Here is a 23,213-nt window from a genome sequence, read left to right on the forward strand (position 1 = left end):
ATAACTTTTGATAAAGTTACAATGCTGCGGAATAAGAGAAACATATATAGTATACTAGGTAATATGAATAGTATATTTTAAAGGAAGAGGTATTTAACTACAGATTTAGAATGAATATATCAAAATATTTGTAAACGCTTTATAATGGGGAGCAGTTTGTAATTTCGAGTGTCCTCAGAAAATAATAAAGTAAATTGAGAAAGGTGATGAAAATGAGCAAACGCTTTAAAGCAATTAATGAAAAGGTAAAAGGCATGCTACATGGAGCAGATTATAACCCGGAGCAATGGCTGAAATATCCAGAGGTATTTAAAGAGGATATTCGTTTAATGAAAAAAGCTAAATGTAATGTGATGTCTGTAGGAATCTTTTCTTGGGCTATGCTTGAGCCTGAGGAAGGGGTATTTCATTTTGAATGGTTAGACCATGTGTTAGATACGTTTGCTGAAAATGGTATTTTCGCCTTTTTGGCAACGCCGAGTGGTGCACGACCTGCATGGATGTCAGAGGCCTATCCTGAGGTGCTGCGAGTTGGTTCAAATCGTGTTCGTAATCTTCATGGGCGGAGGCACAATCATTGCTTTACGTCACCAGTATATCGTGAGAAAGTTACAATTATGAATACGTTGCTTGCTGAACGTTATGCCCACCATCCAGCTGTTATCGGTTGGCATATTTCAAATGAATATGGTGGAGAGTGTCATTGTGATTATTGTCAAAATGCTTTTCGGAATTGGCTAAAAAATAAGTATGGCACCTTAGACAACTTAAATGATGCTTGGTGGACAACTTTTTGGAGTCATACGTATTCTAGCTGGAGTCAAGTGGAGTCGCCTGCTCCGCACGGTGAAAAGATGGTTCACGGGCAAAATCTTGATTGGAAACGATTTGTTAGTGATCAAACAATTAATTTTTATGAACATGAATTAGAACCATTAAAGAAAGTTCGTCCTGAGTTACCAGCAACAACGAACTTTATGGATACGTTTGAAGGGTTAATATATTCTGATTTTGCTAAAGTTGTTGATTTTGTTTCTTGGGATTCATACCCAACATGGCATGCCAGTGATGATGAGACGGACATCGCTGCTTGGACGGCAATGAATCACGATATGTTTCGGTCTTTAAAAGGTGGCCAGCCTTTTTATCTTATGGAAAGCACGCCTAGCTTAACGAATTGGCAGCCAGTTAGTAAGTTAAAACGACCTGGAATGCATCTTCTTTCCTCATTACAAGCGGTAGCACATGGTTCAGAATCTGTGCAATATTTCCAATGGCGGAAAAGTCGTGGTTCAAGTGAGAAGTTTCATGGAGCAGTCGTTGACCACGTGGGCCATGAGAATACACGTGTCTTTAAAGAGGTTTCGGATGTTGGAGAAGCATTAGAAAATCTACAAGAGGTAGCTGGAACAACGGTTGATGCAGAAGTGGCTATTATTTTTGATACAGAAAACCGTTGGGCACTGAAAGATGCACAAGGCCCTCGTAATAAAGGCATTCATTACGAACAGACTATTTTAAAGCACTACAAAGCTTTTTGGGAGCAAGGGGTAGGAATTGATGTCATTGATATGACGGCTGATTTATCAAAATATAAAATCGTAGTTGCACCAATGCTGTATATGATAAAAGATGGAGTTGGTGAACGAATTGAACACTTTGTTAAAGAAGGTGGAATATTCGTGTCAACGTATTGGTCTGGAATCGTTAATGAGAATGATTTAACATTTTTAACTGGTTTTCCAGGACCACTTCGTCAAGTTCTAGGCATTTGGTCGGAAGAAATCGATGGTTTACATGATGAACAAACTAACGGAGTTCGTTTTAAAGGTGGAAATAAACTTGGATTAGATGGGGAGTTTACGGCATATGAACTTTGCGATTTGATCCATTTAGAGGGAGCGGAATCGTTAGCATATTATACAGAAGATTTCTATCAACATCGTCCCGCAGTTACTGTGAATACATATGGAAAAGGAAAGGCATATTATATTGCATCACGCAATAAAGAGCCTTTTAACAAAGAGTTTTTTAGTAAGCTTGTTGAACTAGCTGAAGTGCGAAAGGAAGCATCAACACAAGTACCTAAAGGTGTGTCGTTAAGTCGAAGAACGGATGGGGTACACGATTATCTATTTTTAATGAACTTTACAAATAAGGAGCAGCAGGTTGGCGTTCGTGATGGGCAATATGAAAACCTCCTTACGAATGAGCATATTCATCTAAATATCGTAACAATAAAGCCTTATGATGTTTTAGTTTTAAAGTCTTCTAATATAATTGGCTAAAGGGTAAGGGGTGTCAAATGGATCAATGGTCTAAATTTGGCACTCCCTTTTTAATAAGGATTATTATTTTTCGAAAATCTTTCAACCTCTTTATCCCTTTTAAAGTATGTTTGCTTTTTGACACTTACCTTAATTTTAAAAGCAATAAAGCCTGCACCCTATCCTTCAATGAAGACTTATAAACAGATAGATATTATTCACCCACCATTTAGTAATATAATTTTACGTCTCCCTTATGCAAATTGTTTCTCCGTCCAGTCTAAGAATTGTTTATTCACTTATTTCATCGACTTTTGGAAAGTCACTTCTTTTGTTCATACCTTGACTTAAGGGTGCAATTATATATTACCTAAAAACAGTATACTGTTACTTAATAAGTCGGATCGTGTAAGTCGATTTAAAAACTTATAATGAATTTTTAATCCATTTGCATCAAATCATGTAGTTATTACCCGAATAATGGTATTATAATAGTAATATTTTAATAGGTTAAGAGGGGTAGAGAAATGGAAGTTTTTGTTGCACGCCAACCGATATTAACTAGGGATGAAGAAGTATTTGCATATGAACTTTTATATCGTAGCAATGATGAAAATAAGTTTAATAACATTGATGGAGATGTTGCAACAACAGATGTTTTGATTAATAGTTTTTTTACGATTGGCATTGATCAAATGTCCGAGGGTAAGCCTTGTTTCATTAACTTTACTGAAAATCTCTTGAAAAAAGGAGTCGTAACATATTTTCCTCCTCATTTAATCGTTGTAGAAATATTGGAAACGGTCGAGTTGACAAGTGAAATTATTGAAATTTGTAAACAGTTAAAATACAAAGGATACAAAATTGCTTTAGATGACTTTGTTTATGAGCAGCTAGTGGAGGTCTCAGAAAGAATTTATCAGTTAGTTGATATTATTAAAGTTGATATAAGGCAAACAACTAGAGATAAGCGAAAAAAATGATTAACCATTTACGCCCCTATCAAATTGATTTTTTAGCTGAAAAGGTTGAAACACGAGAAGAATATACTCACTGCTTAGAAGATGGTTTCGTTTATTTCCAAGGTTACTTTTTTTATAAACCTGCTGTTATAAGCTCCAAAGATGTAAATACATTTTCAAGTATCTATGTAGAGATTATGCATGAACTTATTCAAAGCGATCCGAACATAGATCGGATATCTGAGATGATTGAAAGAGATGTGTCACTATCATATAAATTAATAAAATTAATTAATTCCTCCACATTTCATTTGATTTCAACCGTTCATTCAATTAAGCATGCGATTATGCTGTTAGGATTAGATGAGATTAAAAAGTGGGTTTATTTATTAGCTTTTCAACAGAGTAATAGAAATCAAAAACAAGGAATTGATGAAGCAATAAAGCTTTGCCTCATTCGTGCAAAAACTTGTGAATTAATAGGATCGTATTCCAATATGAAGAACGTTGCTTCTAGTTATTTTTTAGTTGGAATGTTTTCCTTAATGGATATGATCTTGATGAGACCAATACAAGAAATTGTAGAAGATTTGCCATTAGAACGTAGCATAAAAGGGGCATTATTAGGTGAGGACAATATATATAAACCCGTTCTAGATGCTGCAATAGCGTTAGAAAGGGCGGAATGGGAGAAAATTGATCATATATCTGAACGTCTATCAATATCACCTGCCACTTTATTCGATACATATACTCTTGCAATTAAAAATGTTCAAGAAATAATAGAGCAATTTTCCTTGTAATCTCTCCTTTGCCTCCAATATAAAACTGATTAGATTGAGGGAGCATTGAGAAATTAACGGAAGCGCTTTAATGATGAAGTTACATCTATTTACTAGTCAATTTAGCCTAATTAATATAGCATCTGTTATGATAATTGAGTTAACGATTAACTAAAGCGTTTGGAGTTCTCTATCATGAAGAAAATTCCGGTATCACGTTGCAGCAACTATGGCTGAGAAATGATTGACTATACATTTCTGATACAAGAAAACCCAATTCATGCAATCGTAAATGCTAAGCTCCGTAAGAAGCTAGTGGATAAAAATTTAGGATTACTTAAAAATAGTAAGTAATTCAAGTAAAAAAAGTTGCATGATTATGCGTTGATTAGTATTCTAAGTATATAGAATGAAAATTGTTTTTTTATGGGTATCACAAAGGGTCAAGGAAGACTTTTTGCGGTACCTTCTTCTTTAAAACACTAGACAAATGAGTATAGGGGGTGCATTTGTTATGAAAAATAATATTACGATGCGAGATATAGCAAATCGAATTGGTGTAAGTAGTGTAACGGTTTCAAAAGCATTAAATGATAAAGAGGGAGTAAGTGATGAACTAAAGGAAAAAATAAAAACACTCGCACTAGAGATGGGTTATCGTTTTAATGCGGTAGCAAAATCAATGAAAGAAGGACTTTCCTATAACATCGGTATCATTATACCAGAGCGATATTCTGGTGGTAACTTTTATTTGAAATTTTATCAACATATTACGACAATGCTTGAACAGTATAATTATTATGGGATTTTGCAAGTTTTATCTGCTGAAGATGAACGTAAATTACAATTGCCAAGAACGTATTATGATAGTAAAGTTGATGGTTTTATCATTTTAGGGCAAATTAGTAAAAAGTATATTGATTTGCTTACAGAGAATAAAATCCCGAAAATCTTCTTAGACTTTTATACAGATCATTCTGATATAGATTCCATTATTACAGATAATTTCTATGGGGTTTATGAATTGACGAATTATCTTGTTAAACTGGGGCATAAGGATATTGCATTTGTCGGTAATATAAATTCCACTAGTAGTATCCAGGATCGTTTCTTAGGTTATTATAAATCGTTATTAGAACATAACATAGACTTAAAGGAAAACTATGTTATAAATGACCGGGATGAACAAGGTAATTATATTGATTTAAATATACCTGACCCGCTACCAACAGCTTTCGTATGTAACTGTGATCAAATTGGCTACCATCTAATGAATAAACTAAAAGCACTAGGGTATTTTGTACCTGAAGATTGTTCGGTAGTAGGATTTGATAATGATATTTATTCAACATTAACGGAACCACCATTAACGACTGTTGAAGTTAACATTGAGGAAATGTCTAAAGTAGCTGTTGAATTTATTATTGAAAAGGTAAAAAATGAGCATAAAAATTCAGGTCGTGTTCTAATTAAAGGTAAAATTATACATCGCGAATCGGTTAAACCAATTGAATAATCTTTCAAGGGAATAAAAAGATGTTGAGAGAGACCACTTTCAACATCTTTTTTGTTTACCAACTTCTTATAAATAACGTAGCAGCAATGTATTGACAAGTAAGCGGTGTCAAGTTATTATACGAATTGTAACTTAAACGATAAACTAAAAGGTTTTTATTCATGTTTTAATAAGGGTATGTCTTCATGAATTGCTTCTTTATAGAATTCACTTTATGACAGCTTGAGCAGAGCTTTTAATATGTGAGAGGAGAGAGCAGAAATGAGACAATTAGAATTACGACAACAAATTGAAAAGCATCTTACTAATGACATTTTGCCATATTGGATTGAACACACCGTTGATTATGAACAGGGTGGTTTCTATGGCTATATAGCAAATGACCAAACAATTGATATGGAAGCGAATAAAGGAGGAATATTGAATTCTCGTATCCTTTGGAGCTATTCAAAAGCATATCGAACGTTAAAAGATGTGCGTTATTTGCAAATAGCTAATCATGCTTTTTCGTTTCTAATTGAATCGTTCATAGATAACGATGAAGGCGGTATTTATTGGATGGTTGATTATAAAGGGAATCCGGTCGATGACCGTAAGCATATATATAATCAATCTTTTGCCATTTATGGTCTATCAGAATATTATTTGGCCACTAGGAATGAAGAGAGCTTAAAAATCGCTAAAGATTTATATGAACTAATTGAAAAACACGCTTATGATAAACAGAATAAAGGATATTTGGAAGCGTTTACTCGAACTTGGGGGAAGGATGAAAATGTAAGGCTAAGTGGAAAAGATTTAAATACAGCAAAGTCTATGAATACACACCTCCATATTCTAGAAGCATATACAAATTTATTTCGAGTATGGAAAGATAACGGCCTAAAGAACAAGCTTAAGGAATTGATTGAAGTAACAATAGCTCAAATCATTCATCCACAAACGTATCAATTTATTTTGTTCTTTGACGAGAAATGGAGACCAGCTTCCACCGTTGTTTCATATGGACATGATATTGAAGGAAGTTGGTTATTATATGAGGCCGCGGAAGTGTTAGGTGATGAATCTTTGCTACAAAAGGTCGAAGCTGTTTCATTGAAAATGGCGGAGAAGGTGCTAGAAGAAGGTATTGACCATGATGGAAGTGTCATCAATGAGTTAGAAGAAAACGGACATATAGATAAAGACCGAGTATGGTGGGTTCAAGCTGAATCAATGGTTGGTTTTTATCATGCATATCAACTAACAAAAGATGAGGCCTATTTAAATGCAGTTTATCGTCTGTGGAAATATACAAAAAAACACTTGCTAGATCATGAGAATGGTGAATGGTTTTGGAAGCTAGATGAAAATAATACCGTCTATCGAGATTTCCCAAAGGTTGAGCCGTGGAAATGTCCATATCATAATTCAAGATTTTGCTTTGAAATGCTCGAACGTATTAAAGTAGTTTAACAATGATAAAAGGAGCGTTGCCATGAAGTTCATTAAAGGTATGACTTGGGGGTGGGTTGGTATTCGGGGTCAATGGGCAACGGATGAAGCAAAGCACTCGATGAAAGAAATGAAAGAGCGTTTAGCCATAAATTGGACAGCGATTGCATTTCAAGGTTTACAAGAAACAGCTCAATCGACAGAAATAAAATACAAAGAAGGCAATGTCGTATCAGATGATGAGATTTACTGGGCTATTAATGATGCAAAACAACTTGGTTTGTCAGTTTGTTTAAAGCCGGTTGTAAATTGTACTGACGGTACATGGAGAGCACACATTAATTTCTTTGACCTTGACGTTCCATGTGAACCTAAATGGTCAGATTGGTTTACGAGTTATGAGGAATTTATTTTGTATTATGCCAAAATAGCAGAAGAAACAGGATGTGAAATGTTTTGTATCGGTTGTGAAATGGTACAATCTGATCGTCGTGAACACCAGTGGCGAGAATTAATTCGCAAAGTACGTGAAGTGTACTCAGGTATTGTTACGTATAATTGTGATAAATATCAAGAGGGACAGGTGAAATGGTGGGATGCTGTTGATGTTATCTCATCAAGTGGTTATTATCCAATTGATTCATGGGATGAGCAAATAAAGAGGATTCGCAAAGTTGTGAACAAATGGAATAAGCCGTTTTTCTTTATGGAAGCAGGTGTCCAAGTCGCGTTGGTTCACCAATGATTCCAAATGATTGGAATTTTAATAAAGGACATTGTAGCGAAGAAGCTCAGAATGAATACTTTAAAGTTATGTTTTCGCAGCTTGATGGTGAAGAGTGGTTTCGTGGTTATATGCTTTGGGATTGGCCAGCACACTTATATAAACGTGATCAAGCTTTCGCTAATGATGATTATTGCATGTATGGGAAGAAAGCAGAGAAAACAGTAAGAGATTTTTATTGAACAAAATAAAAGAGGCACTAAAAAGAGGTTGGCTCCACCTTTTTAGTGCCTTTGTATAATCGACTTTCTTCAAGTTTATTCTAATATATTTATTAAGGAATAGGCGGTTACATGAAAACTGAATAAAAAGTAGGGGGGAACGGCTTGTATTCAATTGGGATTGATCTAGGAGGAACTCAAATACGTGCAGGATTATTTAATGAGAATGGTGAAATGATTAAGCGTAATCATACGTTAACGAAGGCAGATGAGGGGCCTGATGCCGTGATTAAACGCCTGATTGAGATTGTTGAGACAGTTCAAACAGATCGTAAACAATCACTAGTGGGAATGGGAGTTGGCTGCCCCGGACCTCTAGATGTATTTGAAGGAACTATTCTTTCTCCACCTAATTTACCAGGTTGGGAAGGGATACCATTACGAGCGATTTTAGAAGAACATTTTCAGTTGCCTGTTTTTTTGAATAATGATGCCAATGCAGCAGCTTTAGGAGAATATTATTTCGGAGCGGGCAAAGGTAAACAGAATGTCGTTTATATGACAATAAGTACAGGTGTGGGGACGGGGATTATTGATAACAGTCATTTGCTGTTAGGTAATAATGGTAGTTCTGCTGAAGTTGGCCATATGATCCTAAATCCTTATGGACCATTATGTGGTTGTGGTAATCGTGGATGCTTGGAAGCGTACACATCAGGTACTGGAATTGTTAATAGAACGATAGAAGCATTAAGACTTAGCTCTATGACAAGCATACTTAGAAATAAAGAAACACTAACTTCAAAAGATATTTTTGAGGCGGCTACACTAAATGATCCACTTGCAGTAGAAATTGTTAAAGAAACGAGAGAGTATTTAGGTGCGGGGCTATTAAATGTCATTCATCTATATAATCCTGAAATGATTATATTTGGTGGTGGTGTTAGCAAAGTAGGAAATTACTTATTAAAGCCATCTATTGAATTTGCCAAAGAAAAGGCAATGAAACCGCTAGCAGATAACCTACTGTTTAAGATGGCTCAATTAGGTGACGATGTTGGATTAATTGGGGCTGCGGCATTAGTGAAATATAACAAAGCACATATATAAGTCTATTAATCAGATCGTGATAACAATCAAGTATATAGCTTAATTTAGCAGATGCGTGAAAATATTAGAAAATCCATTGTGACATTGATTCTATTGTTGTAAGAGGGGATAATAATGTATAATGAGCCGATTTTTTTAAAGCCGAAATTCAAAGATCGCATTTGGGGTGGAACGAAGCTAAGGGATGTGTTTGGCTATACGATATCGACAGAAACAACGGGAGAATGCTGGGGGATTTCAGCACATGGGAACGGACCATCAACGATTAAAAATGGTCCGTTAGCAGGAAAGACTTTAAAGGAAGCGTGGGACGAGCATCGAGAGTTATTTGGAAATGAAAAAGGTGATCAGTTTCCGTTATTAGTAAAAATATTAGATGCTAATAAAGATTTATCAGTTCAAGTTCATCCGAATGATGAATACGCTCAAATTTATGAAAATGGTGAGCTTGGGAAAACTGAATGCTGGTATGTGATAGATTGTGAGGAAGGAGCAGAGTTGATAGTAGGACATCATGCACAAACGAAAGAAGAGTTTGTTGGTATGATCGAAAGGGGAGAATGGAACCAATTATTGAAAAAGGTATCTATCTCACCAGGAGACTTTTATTACGTTCCAAGTGGCACCGTACATGCGATTGGGAAGGGGACGTTGATTCTTGAAACACAGCAAAGCTCTGATACGACTTATCGTGTTTATGATTACGACCGAACAGATGATCAAGGGAATAAACGTGAACTACATCTAAAACAATCAATTGATGTGACGACGATTCCTCACCAAGATATTCCTTTAAAACAAACGAAATCGATAAATCAAGGTTTGACAGAGATAAAACTTGTTTCGCAAAAATATTTTACAGTGTTTCATGGGTTATTAGACGGATCCTATAAAGCAGAGAATAAAGATGACTATTTATTAGTAAGTGTTATTAGCGGTAAAGGTGAAATTGTAACGGGAGGAAACTCTTATTCGTTTTCAAAAGGTTCTCATTTTATTATTCCAGCATCTGTAAAGGATTATGAATTAATCGGAAATGCTGAAATTATTTATTCTTACTCAAATAAAATAAAGTAGGTGGAAGAACATGCCATTGATTGATATGCCAATTGAAGAATTAGTTAAGTACGAAGGAACAAACCCAAAGCCAGATGATTTTGATTTATATTGGGAAAGAGCGTTAAAGGAAATGAAAGCTGTCGATTCTCAAGTAGAATTAGTACCTAGTGATTTTCAGGTACCATTTGCAGAGTGTTATCACTTATATTTTACTGGTGTAAGAGGAGCGAGAATTCATTGTAAGTATGTGAAGCCCAAGAATGGACAAAAGCCACATCCAGCTGTTATTCAATTCCATGGTTATACTAGTAATTCGGGAGAATGGGCAGGATTATTGAGCTTTGCATCGTTGGGTTATTCGGTTGTTGCAATGGATGTACGTGGACAAGGGGGGTATTCAGAAGATACAGGTGGTGTGAAGGGGAATACACATCAAGGTCATATTATTCGTGGTTTAGATAATCAAGGAGCAGACGACTTATTGTTTCGCCATATCTTTTTAGATACCGCACAAATTGCTCGTATTGTGATGGAATTACCAGAAGTGGATGAAGAGAAAGTAATAGCAACAGGTTGGTCTCAAGGTGGAGCCTTAACATTGGCTTGTGCCGCACTGGAACCTCGAATAAAAAAGCAGCACCTGTCTACCCGTTTTTAAGTGATTATAAAAGAGTATGGGAAATGGATTTAGCTAAAGATGCTTATCATGAACTTAAAACGTATTTTCGACATTTTGATCCGCAGCATAAAAGAGAAAATGAGATTTTCAGAAAGCTTGGCTACATTGATATACAGCATTTAGCACCTAGAATAAAAGCAGATGTATTAATGGCGATCGGACTAATGGATACAGTTTGCCCACCATCAACTCAATTTGCCGTATTTAATAAGATTCAATCGTCGAAATGCTATGAACTATACCAAGACTTTGGACATGAAGAGTTACCAGGCCATCCTGATCGTATTATTCAATATATTCTAGATATATAATGGCTGTTTTGTAAGGGGTGTCTTAAAAGAATCGCTTTTGAGACACCTCGATGTAATCGGCATAAAAATTGGATGCTAGGATTACATGGGGAAGATTGTAAGCTGCATTAATAACTGAATTTGACATTGGTGGTTGACACGTAAGCGCTACCATTATAAGATGTGGTTATGGGGAACTTTAACGATTACCTTACAAAATAACCTAGATAGTTTTCATTATGATAACTACAAATAATTTAATAGAGTCCATGTAATAAAATAACTTAACTAGGTGCTAAATGTTTATACATATGGAGATTCAGAAGGTTCAATAAAATAATATAATGACTGCTACTCAAAACGGGGCCAAGGAACAACGGGATGTTGTCCATTGAGGCTCCTTTTTTATAAAGGCGTGGCTGCTTTCAGTTGAGTAAATATCATCTGTAATGTTGGTAGTCAACGTTTAAACTATGGGAGGATAGTTATATGAATATCTTTTTGACAGGTGTTAACAGAGGTCTTGGTTTTGAAATAGCTAAAAGTGCGATCGATAAAGGTCATACAGTTATTGGAGCTGTTCGACAATTTGCTGATAAAAAGCTAGTAAGGGCGTTAGACGAGAATCGTATCATCCTATATGAAGGTGATATAACAAATGAACTATTTATAAAACAAGTAGCTGATGATTTACAGGAAAAACAAATATGTATTGATATTCTGATCAACAACGCAGCTGTTCTTGTTGGAAGAGAACAAACGATAGAACAATTGTCAATGGAAGACTTTAAACATACGTTAGATGTTAATCTTGTTGCCCCCATTCAAATAACAAAGCATTTTCTTAAACTAATGCCAGAAAATTCAGGAGTAATTATAAACATTTCTTCGGAAGCGGGTAGTATCACAAATGCGTATGGTGGTGACTTTTCATATGCGATTTCTAAAGCCGCATTGAATATGTTTACAAAGCAAATGAAAGCGTTAACTAATGAACATAATTACACTGTTTATGCGATCCATCCAGGTTGGATGAAGACGGATATGGGTGGTGGGCTAGCACCGTTACAACCGAGTGAAAGTGCTAGAGCCATTCTATCGATAGCCTTAGGTGATAAAAAATCGCTAACGATTCGTTTTTTATTAATTATGAAGGTGCTGAGATGAAGATTTAAAAATGTGTGAAGAACACTGAGTAGAGGATAAGGAGAGTGGAAAATGGCAATAACATTTGAAAATGAAACTAAGACATTTCACATACAATCTGATCATACGAGTTATATTTTACAAGTATATAACGGATATTTAGCCCATTTATATTGGGGAAAAAGAGTTAATTCCTACAATCATGGAACAGCATTACGTTTTAAAGATCGTTCATTTTCTCCTAATCCAGACAAAAATGAACCGTTCTTTTCATTAGATACTATGCCTCAAGAGTACCCAGCCTTTGGTAATACCGATTTTCATGTGCCCGCTTATCAAATGCAATTAGATAATGGAACAACGGTTACGAATTTTAAATATGAATCTCATGAAATGATGAAAGGAAAAAAGCCACTTGATGGTTTACCAGCAACTTATGTGGAATGTGATGAAGAAGCAGAGACGCTAGAAATCACATTAATCGACGAAATAACAAATGTGCGCGTCATTCTGAGCTATTCCGTATATTTAAAATATGACGTTATTACACGTTCTGCAGTTTTCATAAACGATGGAACTAAAGAGATTAAGTTACTGAAAGTGGGAAGTGCTAATGTCGACTTTCGTGAATCAGAATTTGAACTGATTACACTACCAGGTGCCTGGTCGCGAGAGCGTTATATGGAAAGGCAAAAATTGCGATCGGGGATCCAAATGGTAGAAAGTAGGCGCGGAGCGAGCAGTCATCAATTTAATCCGTTTATAGCACTAGTGAGACCTGATACGACTGAAACTGCTGGGGAGGTATATGGGTTTAGTCTCGTTTATAGCGGTAATTTTCAAGCTTCTGTAGAAGTTGATCAGTTTTATTACTCGCGGGTGACGATTGGTATTAACCCGTTTGACTTCACTTGGTTGCTCAAGGAAAATGAGCAATTTCAAACACCAGAGGTTGTAATGGTTTATTCCGACCAAGGATTGGGTGGAATGTCTCATACGTTTCACAAGTTATATAGAGAGCGATTATGTCGAGGTACCTACCGTGATCGCGAACGACCGATTTTAATTAATAACTGGGAAGCTACTTATTTTCAATTTAATGAAAATAAAATAGTAGATATAGCTAAAAACGGAAAAGAGCTAGGGATGGAACTATTTGTCCTCGATGATGGTTGGTTTGGTAAACGCAATAGTGATAACGGTTCATTAGGGGACTGGTTTGTCGATCGAGAGAAACTGCCTAATGGAATTGAAAGTTTAGCAGAGGAGATTGTAAGCAACGATATGCAGTTTGGGTTATGGTTTGAGCCAGAAATGATTTCCGTTAATAGTGACTTATATCGCGAGCATCCTGATTGGTGTATTCATGTACCGGATCGTGGACGATCAGAAGGGCGCAATCAACTTATCCTAGATTGTAGTAGAAAAGAGGTACGTGATGAAATTGTTAAGCGGCTATCTGATGTTCTAAAGAGTGCTAATATTAGCTATGTTAAATGGGATATGAATCGTCATATGACTGAAGTTGGCTCTACCAAGTTACCTGCAGAGCGTCAACGCGAAACGGCTCATCGTTATATTCTCGGTGTATATGACGTGATGGAGCGTATAACAACCGCATTTCCTGACATACTTTTTGAGAGTTGCTCTGGTGGTGGTGGACGATTTGATCCAGGTATTCTCTATTATATGCCACAAACGTGGACTAGTGATAATACAGATGCCATTTCTCGATTGAAAATACAATATGGTACTAGTTTAGTATATCCGATTAGCTCGATTGGCGCCCATGTTTCGGATGTTCCGAACCATCAAGTGAATCGAATAACATCACTTGACATTCGCGGGCATGTAGCGATGTCTGGAAACTTTGGCTATGAGCTGGATGTGACGAAACTTTCAGAACTAGAAAGAGCACAAGTTACAAAACAAATAAAATGGTATAAACAAGTGAGACCAATTATCCAATTTGGTGATTTTTACAGGTTGAAAAATCCATTTATACAACCCCATGCTTCGTGGATGTTCGTTTCGGAAAATCGTACAAAAGCTGTAGTAGCTTATTTTAGTACGTTAGCTGAAGCGAATGCCCCTTTCGAAAAGGTGAAATTAAGAGGGCTAGATCCAGATATACAATATCATATAAAAGAATTAGATCAAGTTTATTTAGGACAAGAACTTATGTACGCTGGCATTAATATTCCTGAATTACATGGTGATTTTCGAAGTGTGATGTGGACATTAGAAGCGACCGATGAATAGTGAAGGGGTGTAGATTAGTATGAAAGAAATTTTTATTAAAGGTATGACGTATGGCTGGAATTCGACACGTGGTGCATATCGTACTCAAGAAGCGGTAGAATCGATGAAGAAATTGAAGGATACAGGGAGCGAATGGATTGCACTTTCCTTTTATACATTTCAATCTAGCTTTTCGTCAACAGATATTGTATTTGATTATGGTTTTACAATGACTGACAGAGATATTGAGTTTGCGGTAAAGCAAGCAAAAGAATTTGGATTAAAAGTATGTTTAAAACCAGTTGTAAATTCACGTGATGGATTATGGAGAGCTCGCATTGGATTTCCACAAGAGGCGGATGAATACTGGAATAAGTGGTTCAGATCATATACAAATTTCTTAGTTCACTATGCTGAACTGGCCCAAGAGCTTAAGTGTGAGATGCTGTGTATTGGTTGTGAGATGGTCAATACTGAATCGAGAACAGAACAATGGAAGAAAGTAATAAAAGAAGTTAAAGCAAATTATGACGGGTTACTCATATACAATGCCAATCATGGGAAGGAAGAAGGGGTTGCCTGGTTTGACGAAGTTGATTTAATTGGAACTAGTGCTTATTATCCAGTTGCAGAAGTGCCAGATGATTCAGAAGAAAATATGATCAAAAATTGGGAAAAGGTTAGGGATCGTTTGCAAAGAATTCACGAGAAATTTCAAAAGCCTATCGTCTTTGTAGAAATTGGGTGTAGAAGTGCAAAAAGCTGTGCGACAATGCCATGGGATTTCGAACATACAGAGCTTCCGTTTGATGAGGAAGAGCAAGCGAAGTTTTATAGTTCTGTGCTTAAAGTATTTTGGGATGTACCTTGGTTCTCGGGCTTCTTCTGGTGGGATTGGAAGACGGAACTTTATCCGCTTGAGAAGGCGAAGGAGGATGTTGGTTTCGACATTTATGGGAAAAAGGCAGAAGTTGTACTAAAGCAATGGTACAGTAAGGAAGTTTGAGTAGTCTAATAAAAGGTGCTTTAAAAGATTTGATATATCTTTTAGGGCACCTTTTATGTCTTTTATAATGAACATTAGAAGGAAACATAGTCAATTTTCTGCTGAGAAGCTACTTATTAAGAGTTGATTGATGAAAGAATCTGTAGCAGTACCTTTGCGTGAATGAAATGATTGTGTTTCATGATAATTAAAGAGCTTATCGAAATAGGTTAAGCTACCTTTTGGGTAAGTCTTTTTATATGATTATTTATAATATAAGGAAAATAGTGATAGAAAACAAGTTCTTATTGACTGTATTTTCCTGCTGAGTTATAGTTTAAATAGGTAAAAAGTTTTAAGGAATATGTCTCATTATTAAATGTAAGCGTTGGCATAAATATGAGTGAAGATTTGTTTTAAAAAGTCACTAATATAAACATTTTATATAACACGTTTTTAGGAGGAGAGCTTATGCGTAAGCTAATTAACCGTTTTAAAAAAACAATAACAAACCATTAAAAATAACACAGTTGTATCATAGATTAAGGGAGAATAGTAAGCTATGGCGTTCAAAAAATAAACGTTTATCATTTTTGAAGCATCAGCAACCTCCCGAATTAGAAGGGCTAAAAGATGGATCAATTCAAAAGAAAATGACTTTAAAAAAGAAGCTAATTGTTTTTTTATTCTACTAAGTGTTGTTCCAAGTACTATAGTTGGTAGTTTCGTATATTACATATCTAAGGACACGATTTTTAATAAAACATCGGCAATGAGTGAGGAAATTGCCGCACAAGTTACATATAGTATCGATACTGTTATTGAAGAAGCGGAAAAGGTAACAATGATGCCTTTTTCGAATACTGATTTAATGGATATTTTGAATCAAGATTATGAGGACCAGTTTGAACAAATGCGAGCACAAACAGATGTATCTTCATCTCTGTCGTCCTTAATCTTTTCGTATACCTATTTTAGTAATTTCTTTTTTATTACTAGTGATGGAACGTTGATGGGTTCTCGAAATACAGAATTTGATACGGAATTATTTGTTGAAAATGATTTACCCCAGCTATTAGGCCAAACGTCGAATCGAGCAGTATGGTTTACTGGTTACCAAGATAACTATGGACATTTGTATGTAATGCGTCGATTGACTGGACAATCTGGAAATGAATTAGGTGTTTTAGTATTAACCGTAAATCTATCTGCTTTTAATGGGATTTTTGACCAATTTGACCCATCCTCAGGACAAAATATCTATGTTGTTGATACAAACGGACAAATTGTGTCAAGCAATAAGAGAGAGATTGTTGGGGGAAGTTATGAAGGAAATGTTGATACAAATGGACAATTAGTTTCAGTAAATGAAGGTTCAACAGGTTGGTCGATCATAGTTACAACACCTGAAGAATTTTTATTGAGGGAAATGAATGCTCTTCTTTATCTTGTTCTGGGCGTGATTGCTCTATTTGCAATTATTTCGATTGGAGTTGGCTTATTCTTAACACTAACGATTACAAAGCCATTAAACAACCTTGTTCATTTAATGAAGGTAGCTGAGAATGGTGATCTAAAAGTGAAATCTGATTATTTGTATTCTAATGAAATTGGTCAATTAGGGCGAAGCTTTAACAAAATGGTCGCAAACTTTAAAGCAATTATAAATGAAAATAAAAAAGGTTTCAAAGAGTGCTGTGGAAAGTGCAAATAACTTAAATAAAATTTCATCTGAATCATCTGAAACGGCTGAGCAGGTCGCAGTAGCGATAGAAGAGTTAGCTAAAGGTGCCGTCGAGCAGGTTAACTATTCAGAAAATACGAACAAAGAGATGAATGTATTATCCGATGAAATTGAGGGAGTTACTAAATACGTACAAAATGTCACTAATGCAACAGTAAAAACCCAGGAATTAAGCCGAGAATCGTTACAGTCCATGCAAGGATTGACTGACAAGAATGAAGCTGTCGGTGAAAATATTAAAAGTGTTGAAGCTACGATCGTGAAACTAAGTGGGGATGTTGCGGAAATACGTCAAATTATTGAATTAATTAGAAATATTAGTGATCAAACCAATTTACTATCGTTGAATGCTAGCATTGAAGCGGCACGTGCAGGTGGATCAGCAGGACAAGGGTTTGCGGTTGTTGCTGCTGAAATTCGGAAACTTGCAGAGAAATCTAAGCAATCAACACTACAAATAGAAAAAGTCATTTCAAACATTTTAGGTGTAACGGAGGAATCGGTGGGACTCGTTAATCAATCAATTGTCTTATTTAATGAACAAACGACCGCGATTGGCGAAACGAGAGAATCCTTTAATAAAATTATTGAAGACACTGGTACAATTATTTCAGAAATACAAGATATAGAAAAATCAATACGTAATATAAATGGAACAAAAGATAAAGTAGGTCACGCAATTGAAGAAATGGTGAAAGTCGCCGAAGTTTCATCGTCAACAACAGAAGAGGTTACAGCTACTACAGAGGAACAAGCAGCTGCCGCTACTCAATTAGGACATTTAGCACAAGATTTAGCTGAAACGATGAGTCATCTAGAGGAACAAATAAATAAATTTAAGTTGTAAATTATTAATCGTGTAGCTCGTTACATTTCCTATTGCAATAGCAGGTTGTAACGGCTACATCTTAGTATCATTCGAATTCTTATAGTTCAGGTTTCGTTAAAAGGGAGCGAACGCGTACAATAAAGCGGTGCTTCCTTTTGGTGCCTTGATCGCGTCAATCATTGCTTCTACTGTTTCATAATCCATTAATGTAAGCCTGTAAGCTTTTGCCACCTTTTTTGCTTCTTCTGTAAAGTTGTTGTTCGAGACAATAATCGTTTTTTGTGCTTTTAATTTATGTCTATTATCTTTAACTTCTGTGATTTTATCTGCTGAGATAGATTTATGGCTTGTCATAATATGAACAACTACTTTACTCCCTTTTTTCCGTAATATAAGATCAGCAATAGGCGTTTGTTTCTTCACAGAGTTAACAGAATATCCCTGTCTTTTAAAAAGAAAGGTTAATAATTGTTTGAAGTCTTCCTTACTTAAATACTGAGTCTCTTCTTTTTTCTTTTGATAAAGGCGTTTCGATAGTATGGCACCAATTAACAGCAGGCAAAATGATATCGTAATATAAAAAGTTGAGTCTGAACATGATATAGTTGGATTAGTGAGTATGTAGCTAGAAAAAGATAATGGGACTGTAAGGTCTTCTTTGAACGGTTCGCTTTGCCATTTTTGCTCATCCCTCCTTATTTAGAGAGAGTCCCCAAAAAACAAAAAATTATTCTTATGCTAGGAGGAATACATGGAATTATTATTTCTTGATGATTATTTTTTATTAGCTTTACTTAGTTTGTCTATTTTAATTATTTGTATTGTATTCATTTATCGTAGAAAAAAGAGAAGGTACGATGTACGGAAAATCACAATCGAGGATATTGACTTAATGGAAGGATATGAATTTGAGCATTATCTATATGTATTGCTTGCAAGTGTAGGATTTGAAAACACATTACTAACTAAAAGCAGTCGTGATTTTGGGGCAGATCTAATATTTACAAATTTAAACGGTGAAAAAAGTAGTTGTTCAAGCAAAAAGGTTAGCAAATCAATTAGGGTTAGATGCAGTCCAAGAAATTTGCAGCAAAAACGTACTATGACGCTGAAGAGGCATTAATTATAACAAATACGGATTCGGTTTCAAGGCCTTGTAAAAAGCTAGCGTGTGCAACCGGGGTGAAAATAATTAAGAGAGAACAGTTGAAAAAATTTGTGAGTGACGCAAAAAGAGGGAAGATTGTAGCACTTCAAGCGATTATTGACGAAGCTTATGAAGATGTGCAGTACAATCAAGAAGATAGCATTGAACTATTAGAACAAAAAAAAAACGTGATTCAAGCAGGAAATTACTACTTAAAGCTAAAATAAGATATCAAGCAAGCATCTTCTCACATAAGGTATAGTAGGAGGGGATGTTATATGCTTAAAGCAATAGATTGGCAGCTCCTGTTCTTTGTAGGTGGGTCTTTGTTAAATGAGTACCATCCTATTTGCATGCCGAGGTTATATTATAGGCGTTGACTGCTTAATCGTAGTCAACGTAAAATCATTAGTTCAAAACTATTGACCTAAGCGGTTAAAAATCATTAAATGAAGATAAGTTGTTTTATTTTTTGGAAGGAAGTGTATGAATGGATTATCAATTTGATGAAGTCATTGAACGCCGAGGAACAGATTCGCTCAAATGGGATATGACAAAGCAACGGTTCGGGAAAGAAGAACTGTTACCGCTATGGGTAGCTGATATGGATTTTCGAGCACCGCAAGAAGTGTTAGATGCACTACATAAAAAAGTAGAGCATGGGATATTTGGTTATCCAGCTCATTCGGAAAAAGTGGACGAGGCTGTTGTTGATTGGTTAAATCGTCGTTACAAATGGGACATTCATAAGGAATCAATTATTTATACATCTGGAATCGTACCAACAATTAGTTACATTATTCAAGCTTTTACAGAGCCAGAAGATGAAATCATCATTCAAACGCCCGTGTATTATCCATTTTATGATGTTGTGAAAAAGAACAAAAGACAATTAGTGGAAAACCCATTATCTTTTGATGGTAATACGTATACAATGGATTTAGCACATCTAGAATCGGTTATTACGGAGCGAACAAAAATGATCGTTTTATGCCATCCACATAATCCGGTTGGACGAGTTTGGAAGAGAGATGAGTTAGAGGCATTAGCCGCTATTTGCAAAAAATATGACCTGTACGTAGTATCTGATGAAATTCATGCTGATTTATTGTTTAAAGGTCAGACGCATATTCCATTTGCTTCACTAAACGAAGATACGAGTAAACGGACATTTTCATGCTTAGCACCTAGTAAAACATTTAACTTAGCAGGTATTCAAACGTCTTATGTAGTAATAGATAATAGAGAGCTACGTAATAAGCTTTCTCAACATTTAGCCACTTCATTTGCAAATATGACTAATTCATTTGCTGGAGTCGCAACTGAAGCAGCTTATCGGTATGGAGAGCCTTGGTTAGAATCGCTAATGGAATATGTAGAGGCCAATTATCAATACGTAAAGCAATATATAGCTGAACAAATGCCTAAAATGCGAGTTCTTCCATCTGAAGGGACTTACTTACTCTGGATTGATTGTTCTCAATTACCTTTTAGTCCAACTGAAAGGAAAAAGTGGTTAATTGATGAAGTTGGATTAGCATTAAATCCAGGGTCGATATTTGGTAAGGAAGGTAATAATTTTGAGAGAATGAACATAGCATGTCCTAGAATAACTATTAAAAAAGCACTTGAAAAATGGAAAAATGCGTATGATAAACTCTAGTAAGGTTGAATGGAAGCTTATGAATCTCAATGCATAAGATCGCTGCAATGATTAAATAATTTCTAAAGTAACGAGTAATTTCTCCAACACGTGCTCATCACATTAGCACTTTAATACAAAACCATTCATTAAGAAAAGAGGGTATACTCTATGACTATGAAAAGTTTGTATGTAAAGATGGTAGACGACTGCGAAAAATCGTTAGGTCGGGGTTTGACAAATGAAGAAAAGGCATTGCTGAAATGGGCAGAGGCTAAGGAGTATGAAGCGTTATATCGGAGTATGAAAAGTTCATAGGAGATTTGATAAAGGGTTGGTACATTCGAGAAATTGAGTGGTTAGCAACCCTTTTTCAAATGATAAGAAAGAAAGGAGAAAAAAATGAAAAACGTTTAAACTAATTTCTTTACACGTACTTGATGGAAAAAACGGTCGAGTTGAACAGAAAGAAGTACCGATCACAAGCGGTTTAATTATAAATATGGAAAATCCGTATGCATGGTACATTGAGGCAATTGTTGATAAGAGGCAAGCTAAATACTTCCAAGAAGTATATGAAAAAGACGGGAACATCTTAATTGATGTTGTTATAACAAGCAAAGATAATCATCCTGCAGCGATGATTACAAATGTCGAATCGGTCACTCCGTTATCAAAGGAAGTGAGTATTCTCCTTAAAGGAGAGCTAGCTGTTAAGAAAGATGATTTGTTAGCTGATGTTTTAGAAGATATTGTCAATGAAGGTTTTACAGGACAAGATTTATTAAAAGAGTTCAGCAGCAGAAGACAAAACTTAATTGAATATTCTCAACGAACACTTGATGAATTGTATGATTCTCTCCGAAAAAATGGGCGATACACGTTAGAATAATGGTGAATAGAATATGTGAACCTCCTCATAATAAGAAGGTAAAAACGCTTTAATGAATCATTAGAGATAAGCTGATTCGAAGCAGAGCGTCGGCTGCTCTCGTTACACGCTTGACTGAATAGCATACATTTTCAGCTAAGCTAATCCTAAGTAACGCACGGAGCATGTGAGAAGTGCTAGCGTTTTTCTTAGAGGATGGAGGAGCTCATATGGAAGAGAAAAAAACGTGGGACATTATATCGATTTCATCGATACCACTTGTAATGACATTAGGGAATTCAATGCTTATTCCAGTACTCCCACAAATTGAAAAAGAGTTAGGTATTTCATCTTTTCAAGTAAGTATGCTCATAACGGTTTATTCAATCGTTGCAATTTTATGTATACCAGTAGCTGGGTATATTTCCGATACAGTGGGAAGAAAAAAGGTCATTATCCCGAGCTTAATCATCACTGCAATTGGAGGAGCAATTTCAGCATTTGCTAGTTGGAAAATAAATGATCCTTACTCTGTACTTGTGTTTGGAAGACTATTACAAGGAATTGGTGCAGCAGGGGCATCACCGATTGTCATGCCACTTGTAGGGATATGTTTAAAGAAGAAAAAGAAGTGAGTAAAGGTTTAGGAATGATTGAAACAGCAAATACATTGGGAAAAGTGCTTAGCCCGATTTTAGGAGCATCACTTGCATTAATTGTATGGTATATGCCTTTTGTGGCTATACCAATATTTTGTCTAATCTCCATTATCGCCCTATGCTTGCTCGTAAAGGAACCTAAAATGAAGGAGAAACCTTTAAAGTTTAAAGCATTTATTAAGAGTGTGATTGTCATATTTAAACGTGAAGGCAGATGGTTATATGCTGTCTTTATTATTGGTGGAATTTGTATGTTCGTTTTATTTGGGGTGTTGTTTTATTTATCCGATTTATTAGAGAAGACCCATCAAATTGATGGGATAAAAAAAGGAATTATACTTGCTATACCATTGGCAGCCCTTTGTTGTGCCTCCTTTGCAACTGGGAAGGTAATTGGTCAGGATAAGAAAAAAATGAAGAGAATGACAACATTTGGTATCAGTTTAATAATTGTTGCCCTGTTTTCAATGTCGTTTTCTAAAGATATTTATTTATTATTAACAGCATTATTGGTAAGTGGTATAGGGATTGGAATTGCCTTACCGAGCTTAGACGCTTTTGTTACAGAAGGGGTTGAAATGGCACAACGAGGTTCAATTACTTCTCTTTACAGCAGTATGAGATTCTTAGGAGTTGCCTTAGGCCCTCCGGTATTTTCGCTTTTAATGAAAACGACTCATGTTTTCACTTTTTTGTTAAATACAGGTTTGTGTATCATCGCTTTAGTCGTTACGTTATTGATGATTAAACCAGAACAAAAGATAAAGGTAACATGGGATTAATTGAAAACAAAAATGAATAGTAGTTTTTTTCTATGTAAGACATGGTAAAATTCGATGAAAATAGTTTGTCGTAAATAGATTAGAGATCAAAGGAGTATAAAGGGAGAACTAAGGGAGATGTAG

At 35.6% G+C, this 23,213-nt stretch carries 17 protein-coding genes and 4 pseudogenes; 20 read left to right on the plus strand and 1 reads right to left on the minus strand.

The annotated features are described in order from the left end of the window. Positions 1-212 precede the first annotated feature (212 nt). From JCM19034_RS04340 to JCM19034_RS04405, 14 genes and pseudogenes are all read left to right on the plus strand, one after another. The gene (locus JCM19034_RS04340; protein WP_062047613.1) at positions 213-2,288 is read left to right on the plus strand and encodes a beta-galactosidase; all 2,076 of its coding nucleotides are present in this window, start codon (positions 213-215) and stop codon (positions 2,286-2,288) included. Positions 2,289-2,794: 506 nt separating this feature from the next. Continuing rightward, complete coding sequence (locus JCM19034_RS04345; RefSeq protein ID WP_062047615.1) at positions 2,795-3,250, plus strand: EAL and HDOD domain-containing protein; 456 nt, start codon at positions 2,795-2,797, stop codon at positions 3,248-3,250. Continuing rightward, positions 3,247-4,032, plus strand: a complete 786-nt coding sequence (locus JCM19034_RS04350) for an EAL and HDOD domain-containing protein (RefSeq protein ID WP_062047617.1) — start codon at positions 3,247-3,249, stop codon at positions 4,030-4,032. The genes JCM19034_RS04345 and JCM19034_RS04350 overlap by 4 nt, the downstream gene beginning before the upstream one ends. 493 nt (positions 4,033-4,525) lie before the next feature. After that, positions 4,526-5,527 carry a substrate-binding domain-containing protein gene (locus tag JCM19034_RS04355; protein WP_062047619.1) on the plus strand — a complete coding sequence of 334 codons (1,002 nt, stop codon included), beginning with the start codon at positions 4,526-4,528 and terminating at the stop codon, positions 5,525-5,527. 261 nt (positions 5,528-5,788) lie between these two features. Continuing rightward, a complete protein-coding gene (locus tag JCM19034_RS04360) occupies positions 5,789-6,982 on the plus strand; it encodes an AGE family epimerase/isomerase (protein WP_062047621.1) in 1,194 nt (397 codons plus the stop codon). Positions 6,983-7,004: 22 nt separating this feature from the next. Continuing rightward, a pseudogene (locus JCM19034_RS04365) lies at positions 7,005-7,927 on the plus strand (1,4-beta-xylanase). A 144-nt stretch (positions 7,928-8,071) separates the two neighbouring features. Further along, entirely contained in the window at positions 8,072-9,016 is a 945-nt protein-coding gene (locus tag JCM19034_RS04370) for an ROK family protein (RefSeq protein WP_062047623.1), read from the plus strand. Between the two features lie 114 nt (positions 9,017-9,130). Further along, positions 9,131-10,093 (plus strand): mannose-6-phosphate isomerase, class I, encoded by a 963-nt coding sequence (manA, locus tag JCM19034_RS04375; protein WP_062047625.1) that lies wholly within the window; start codon positions 9,131-9,133, stop codon positions 10,091-10,093. Between the two features lie 10 nt (positions 10,094-10,103). Continuing rightward, positions 10,104-11,065, plus strand: a pseudogene (locus tag JCM19034_RS04380) (alpha/beta fold hydrolase). A 468-nt stretch (positions 11,066-11,533) separates the two neighbouring features. Next, positions 11,534-12,211, plus strand: a complete 678-nt coding sequence (locus JCM19034_RS04385; RefSeq protein ID WP_062047627.1) for an SDR family NAD(P)-dependent oxidoreductase — start codon at positions 11,534-11,536, stop codon at positions 12,209-12,211. Between the two features lie 51 nt (positions 12,212-12,262). After that, positions 12,263-14,452 (plus strand): alpha-galactosidase, encoded by a 2,190-nt coding sequence (locus JCM19034_RS04390; RefSeq protein ID WP_062047629.1) that lies wholly within the window; start codon positions 12,263-12,265, stop codon positions 14,450-14,452. A 19-nt stretch (positions 14,453-14,471) separates the two neighbouring features. Next, on the plus strand, positions 14,472-15,437 hold the full coding sequence (locus JCM19034_RS04395) for a glycosyl hydrolase family 53 (protein ID WP_197276341.1): 966 nt from the start codon (positions 14,472-14,474) through the stop codon (positions 15,435-15,437). 751 nt (positions 15,438-16,188) lie between these two features. Next, positions 16,189-17,130 carry a sensor histidine kinase gene (locus tag JCM19034_RS04400; RefSeq protein WP_062047631.1) on the plus strand — a complete coding sequence of 314 codons (942 nt, stop codon included), beginning with the start codon at positions 16,189-16,191 and terminating at the stop codon, positions 17,128-17,130. A gap of 223 nt (positions 17,131-17,353) precedes the next feature. Continuing rightward, positions 17,354-18,007: a methyl-accepting chemotaxis protein gene (locus JCM19034_RS04405; protein ID WP_370621825.1), complete on the plus strand. Its 654-nt coding sequence runs from the start codon at positions 17,354-17,356 to the stop codon at positions 18,005-18,007. 96 nt (positions 18,008-18,103) lie between these two features. Here JCM19034_RS04405 and JCM19034_RS20840 read toward each other — a convergent pair whose 3' ends face one another. Beyond that, positions 18,104-18,688 (minus strand): restriction endonuclease, encoded by a 585-nt coding sequence (locus JCM19034_RS20840; protein ID WP_082393736.1) that lies wholly within the window; start codon positions 18,686-18,688, stop codon positions 18,104-18,106. Between the two features lie 52 nt (positions 18,689-18,740). On the opposite strand from JCM19034_RS20840, the gene JCM19034_RS04415 reads away from it, so the two are divergent. From JCM19034_RS04415 to JCM19034_RS04430, 6 genes and pseudogenes are all read left to right on the plus strand, one after another. Then, positions 18,741-19,112 carry a restriction endonuclease gene (locus JCM19034_RS04415; RefSeq protein ID WP_062047637.1) on the plus strand — a complete coding sequence of 124 codons (372 nt, stop codon included), beginning with the start codon at positions 18,741-18,743 and terminating at the stop codon, positions 19,110-19,112. Positions 19,113-19,195: 83 nt separating this feature from the next. Next, complete coding sequence (locus JCM19034_RS21550) at positions 19,196-19,363, plus strand: hypothetical protein (RefSeq protein ID WP_156323875.1); 168 nt, start codon at positions 19,196-19,198, stop codon at positions 19,361-19,363. A 263-nt stretch (positions 19,364-19,626) separates the two neighbouring features. Continuing rightward, positions 19,627-20,799, plus strand: a complete 1,173-nt coding sequence (locus JCM19034_RS04420) for a MalY/PatB family protein (protein WP_062047640.1) — start codon at positions 19,627-19,629, stop codon at positions 20,797-20,799. A 150-nt stretch (positions 20,800-20,949) separates the two neighbouring features. After that, on the plus strand, positions 20,950-21,096 hold the full coding sequence (locus JCM19034_RS21555) for a hypothetical protein (RefSeq protein ID WP_156323876.1): 147 nt from the start codon (positions 20,950-20,952) through the stop codon (positions 21,094-21,096). A gap of 100 nt (positions 21,097-21,196) precedes the next feature. Beyond that, positions 21,197-21,670 (plus strand): annotated as a pseudogene (locus tag JCM19034_RS04425) (YwpF family protein); the annotation flags it as partial. Between the two features lie 281 nt (positions 21,671-21,951). Beyond that, positions 21,952-23,090: pseudogene (locus JCM19034_RS04430) on the plus strand (MFS transporter). The last annotated feature ends 123 nt before the right edge of the window (positions 23,091-23,213 follow it).

Source organism: Bacillus sp. JCM 19034, assembly GCF_001310635.1.
Taxonomy (GTDB): domain Bacteria; phylum Bacillota; class Bacilli; order Bacillales; family Bacillaceae_D; genus Halalkalibacter.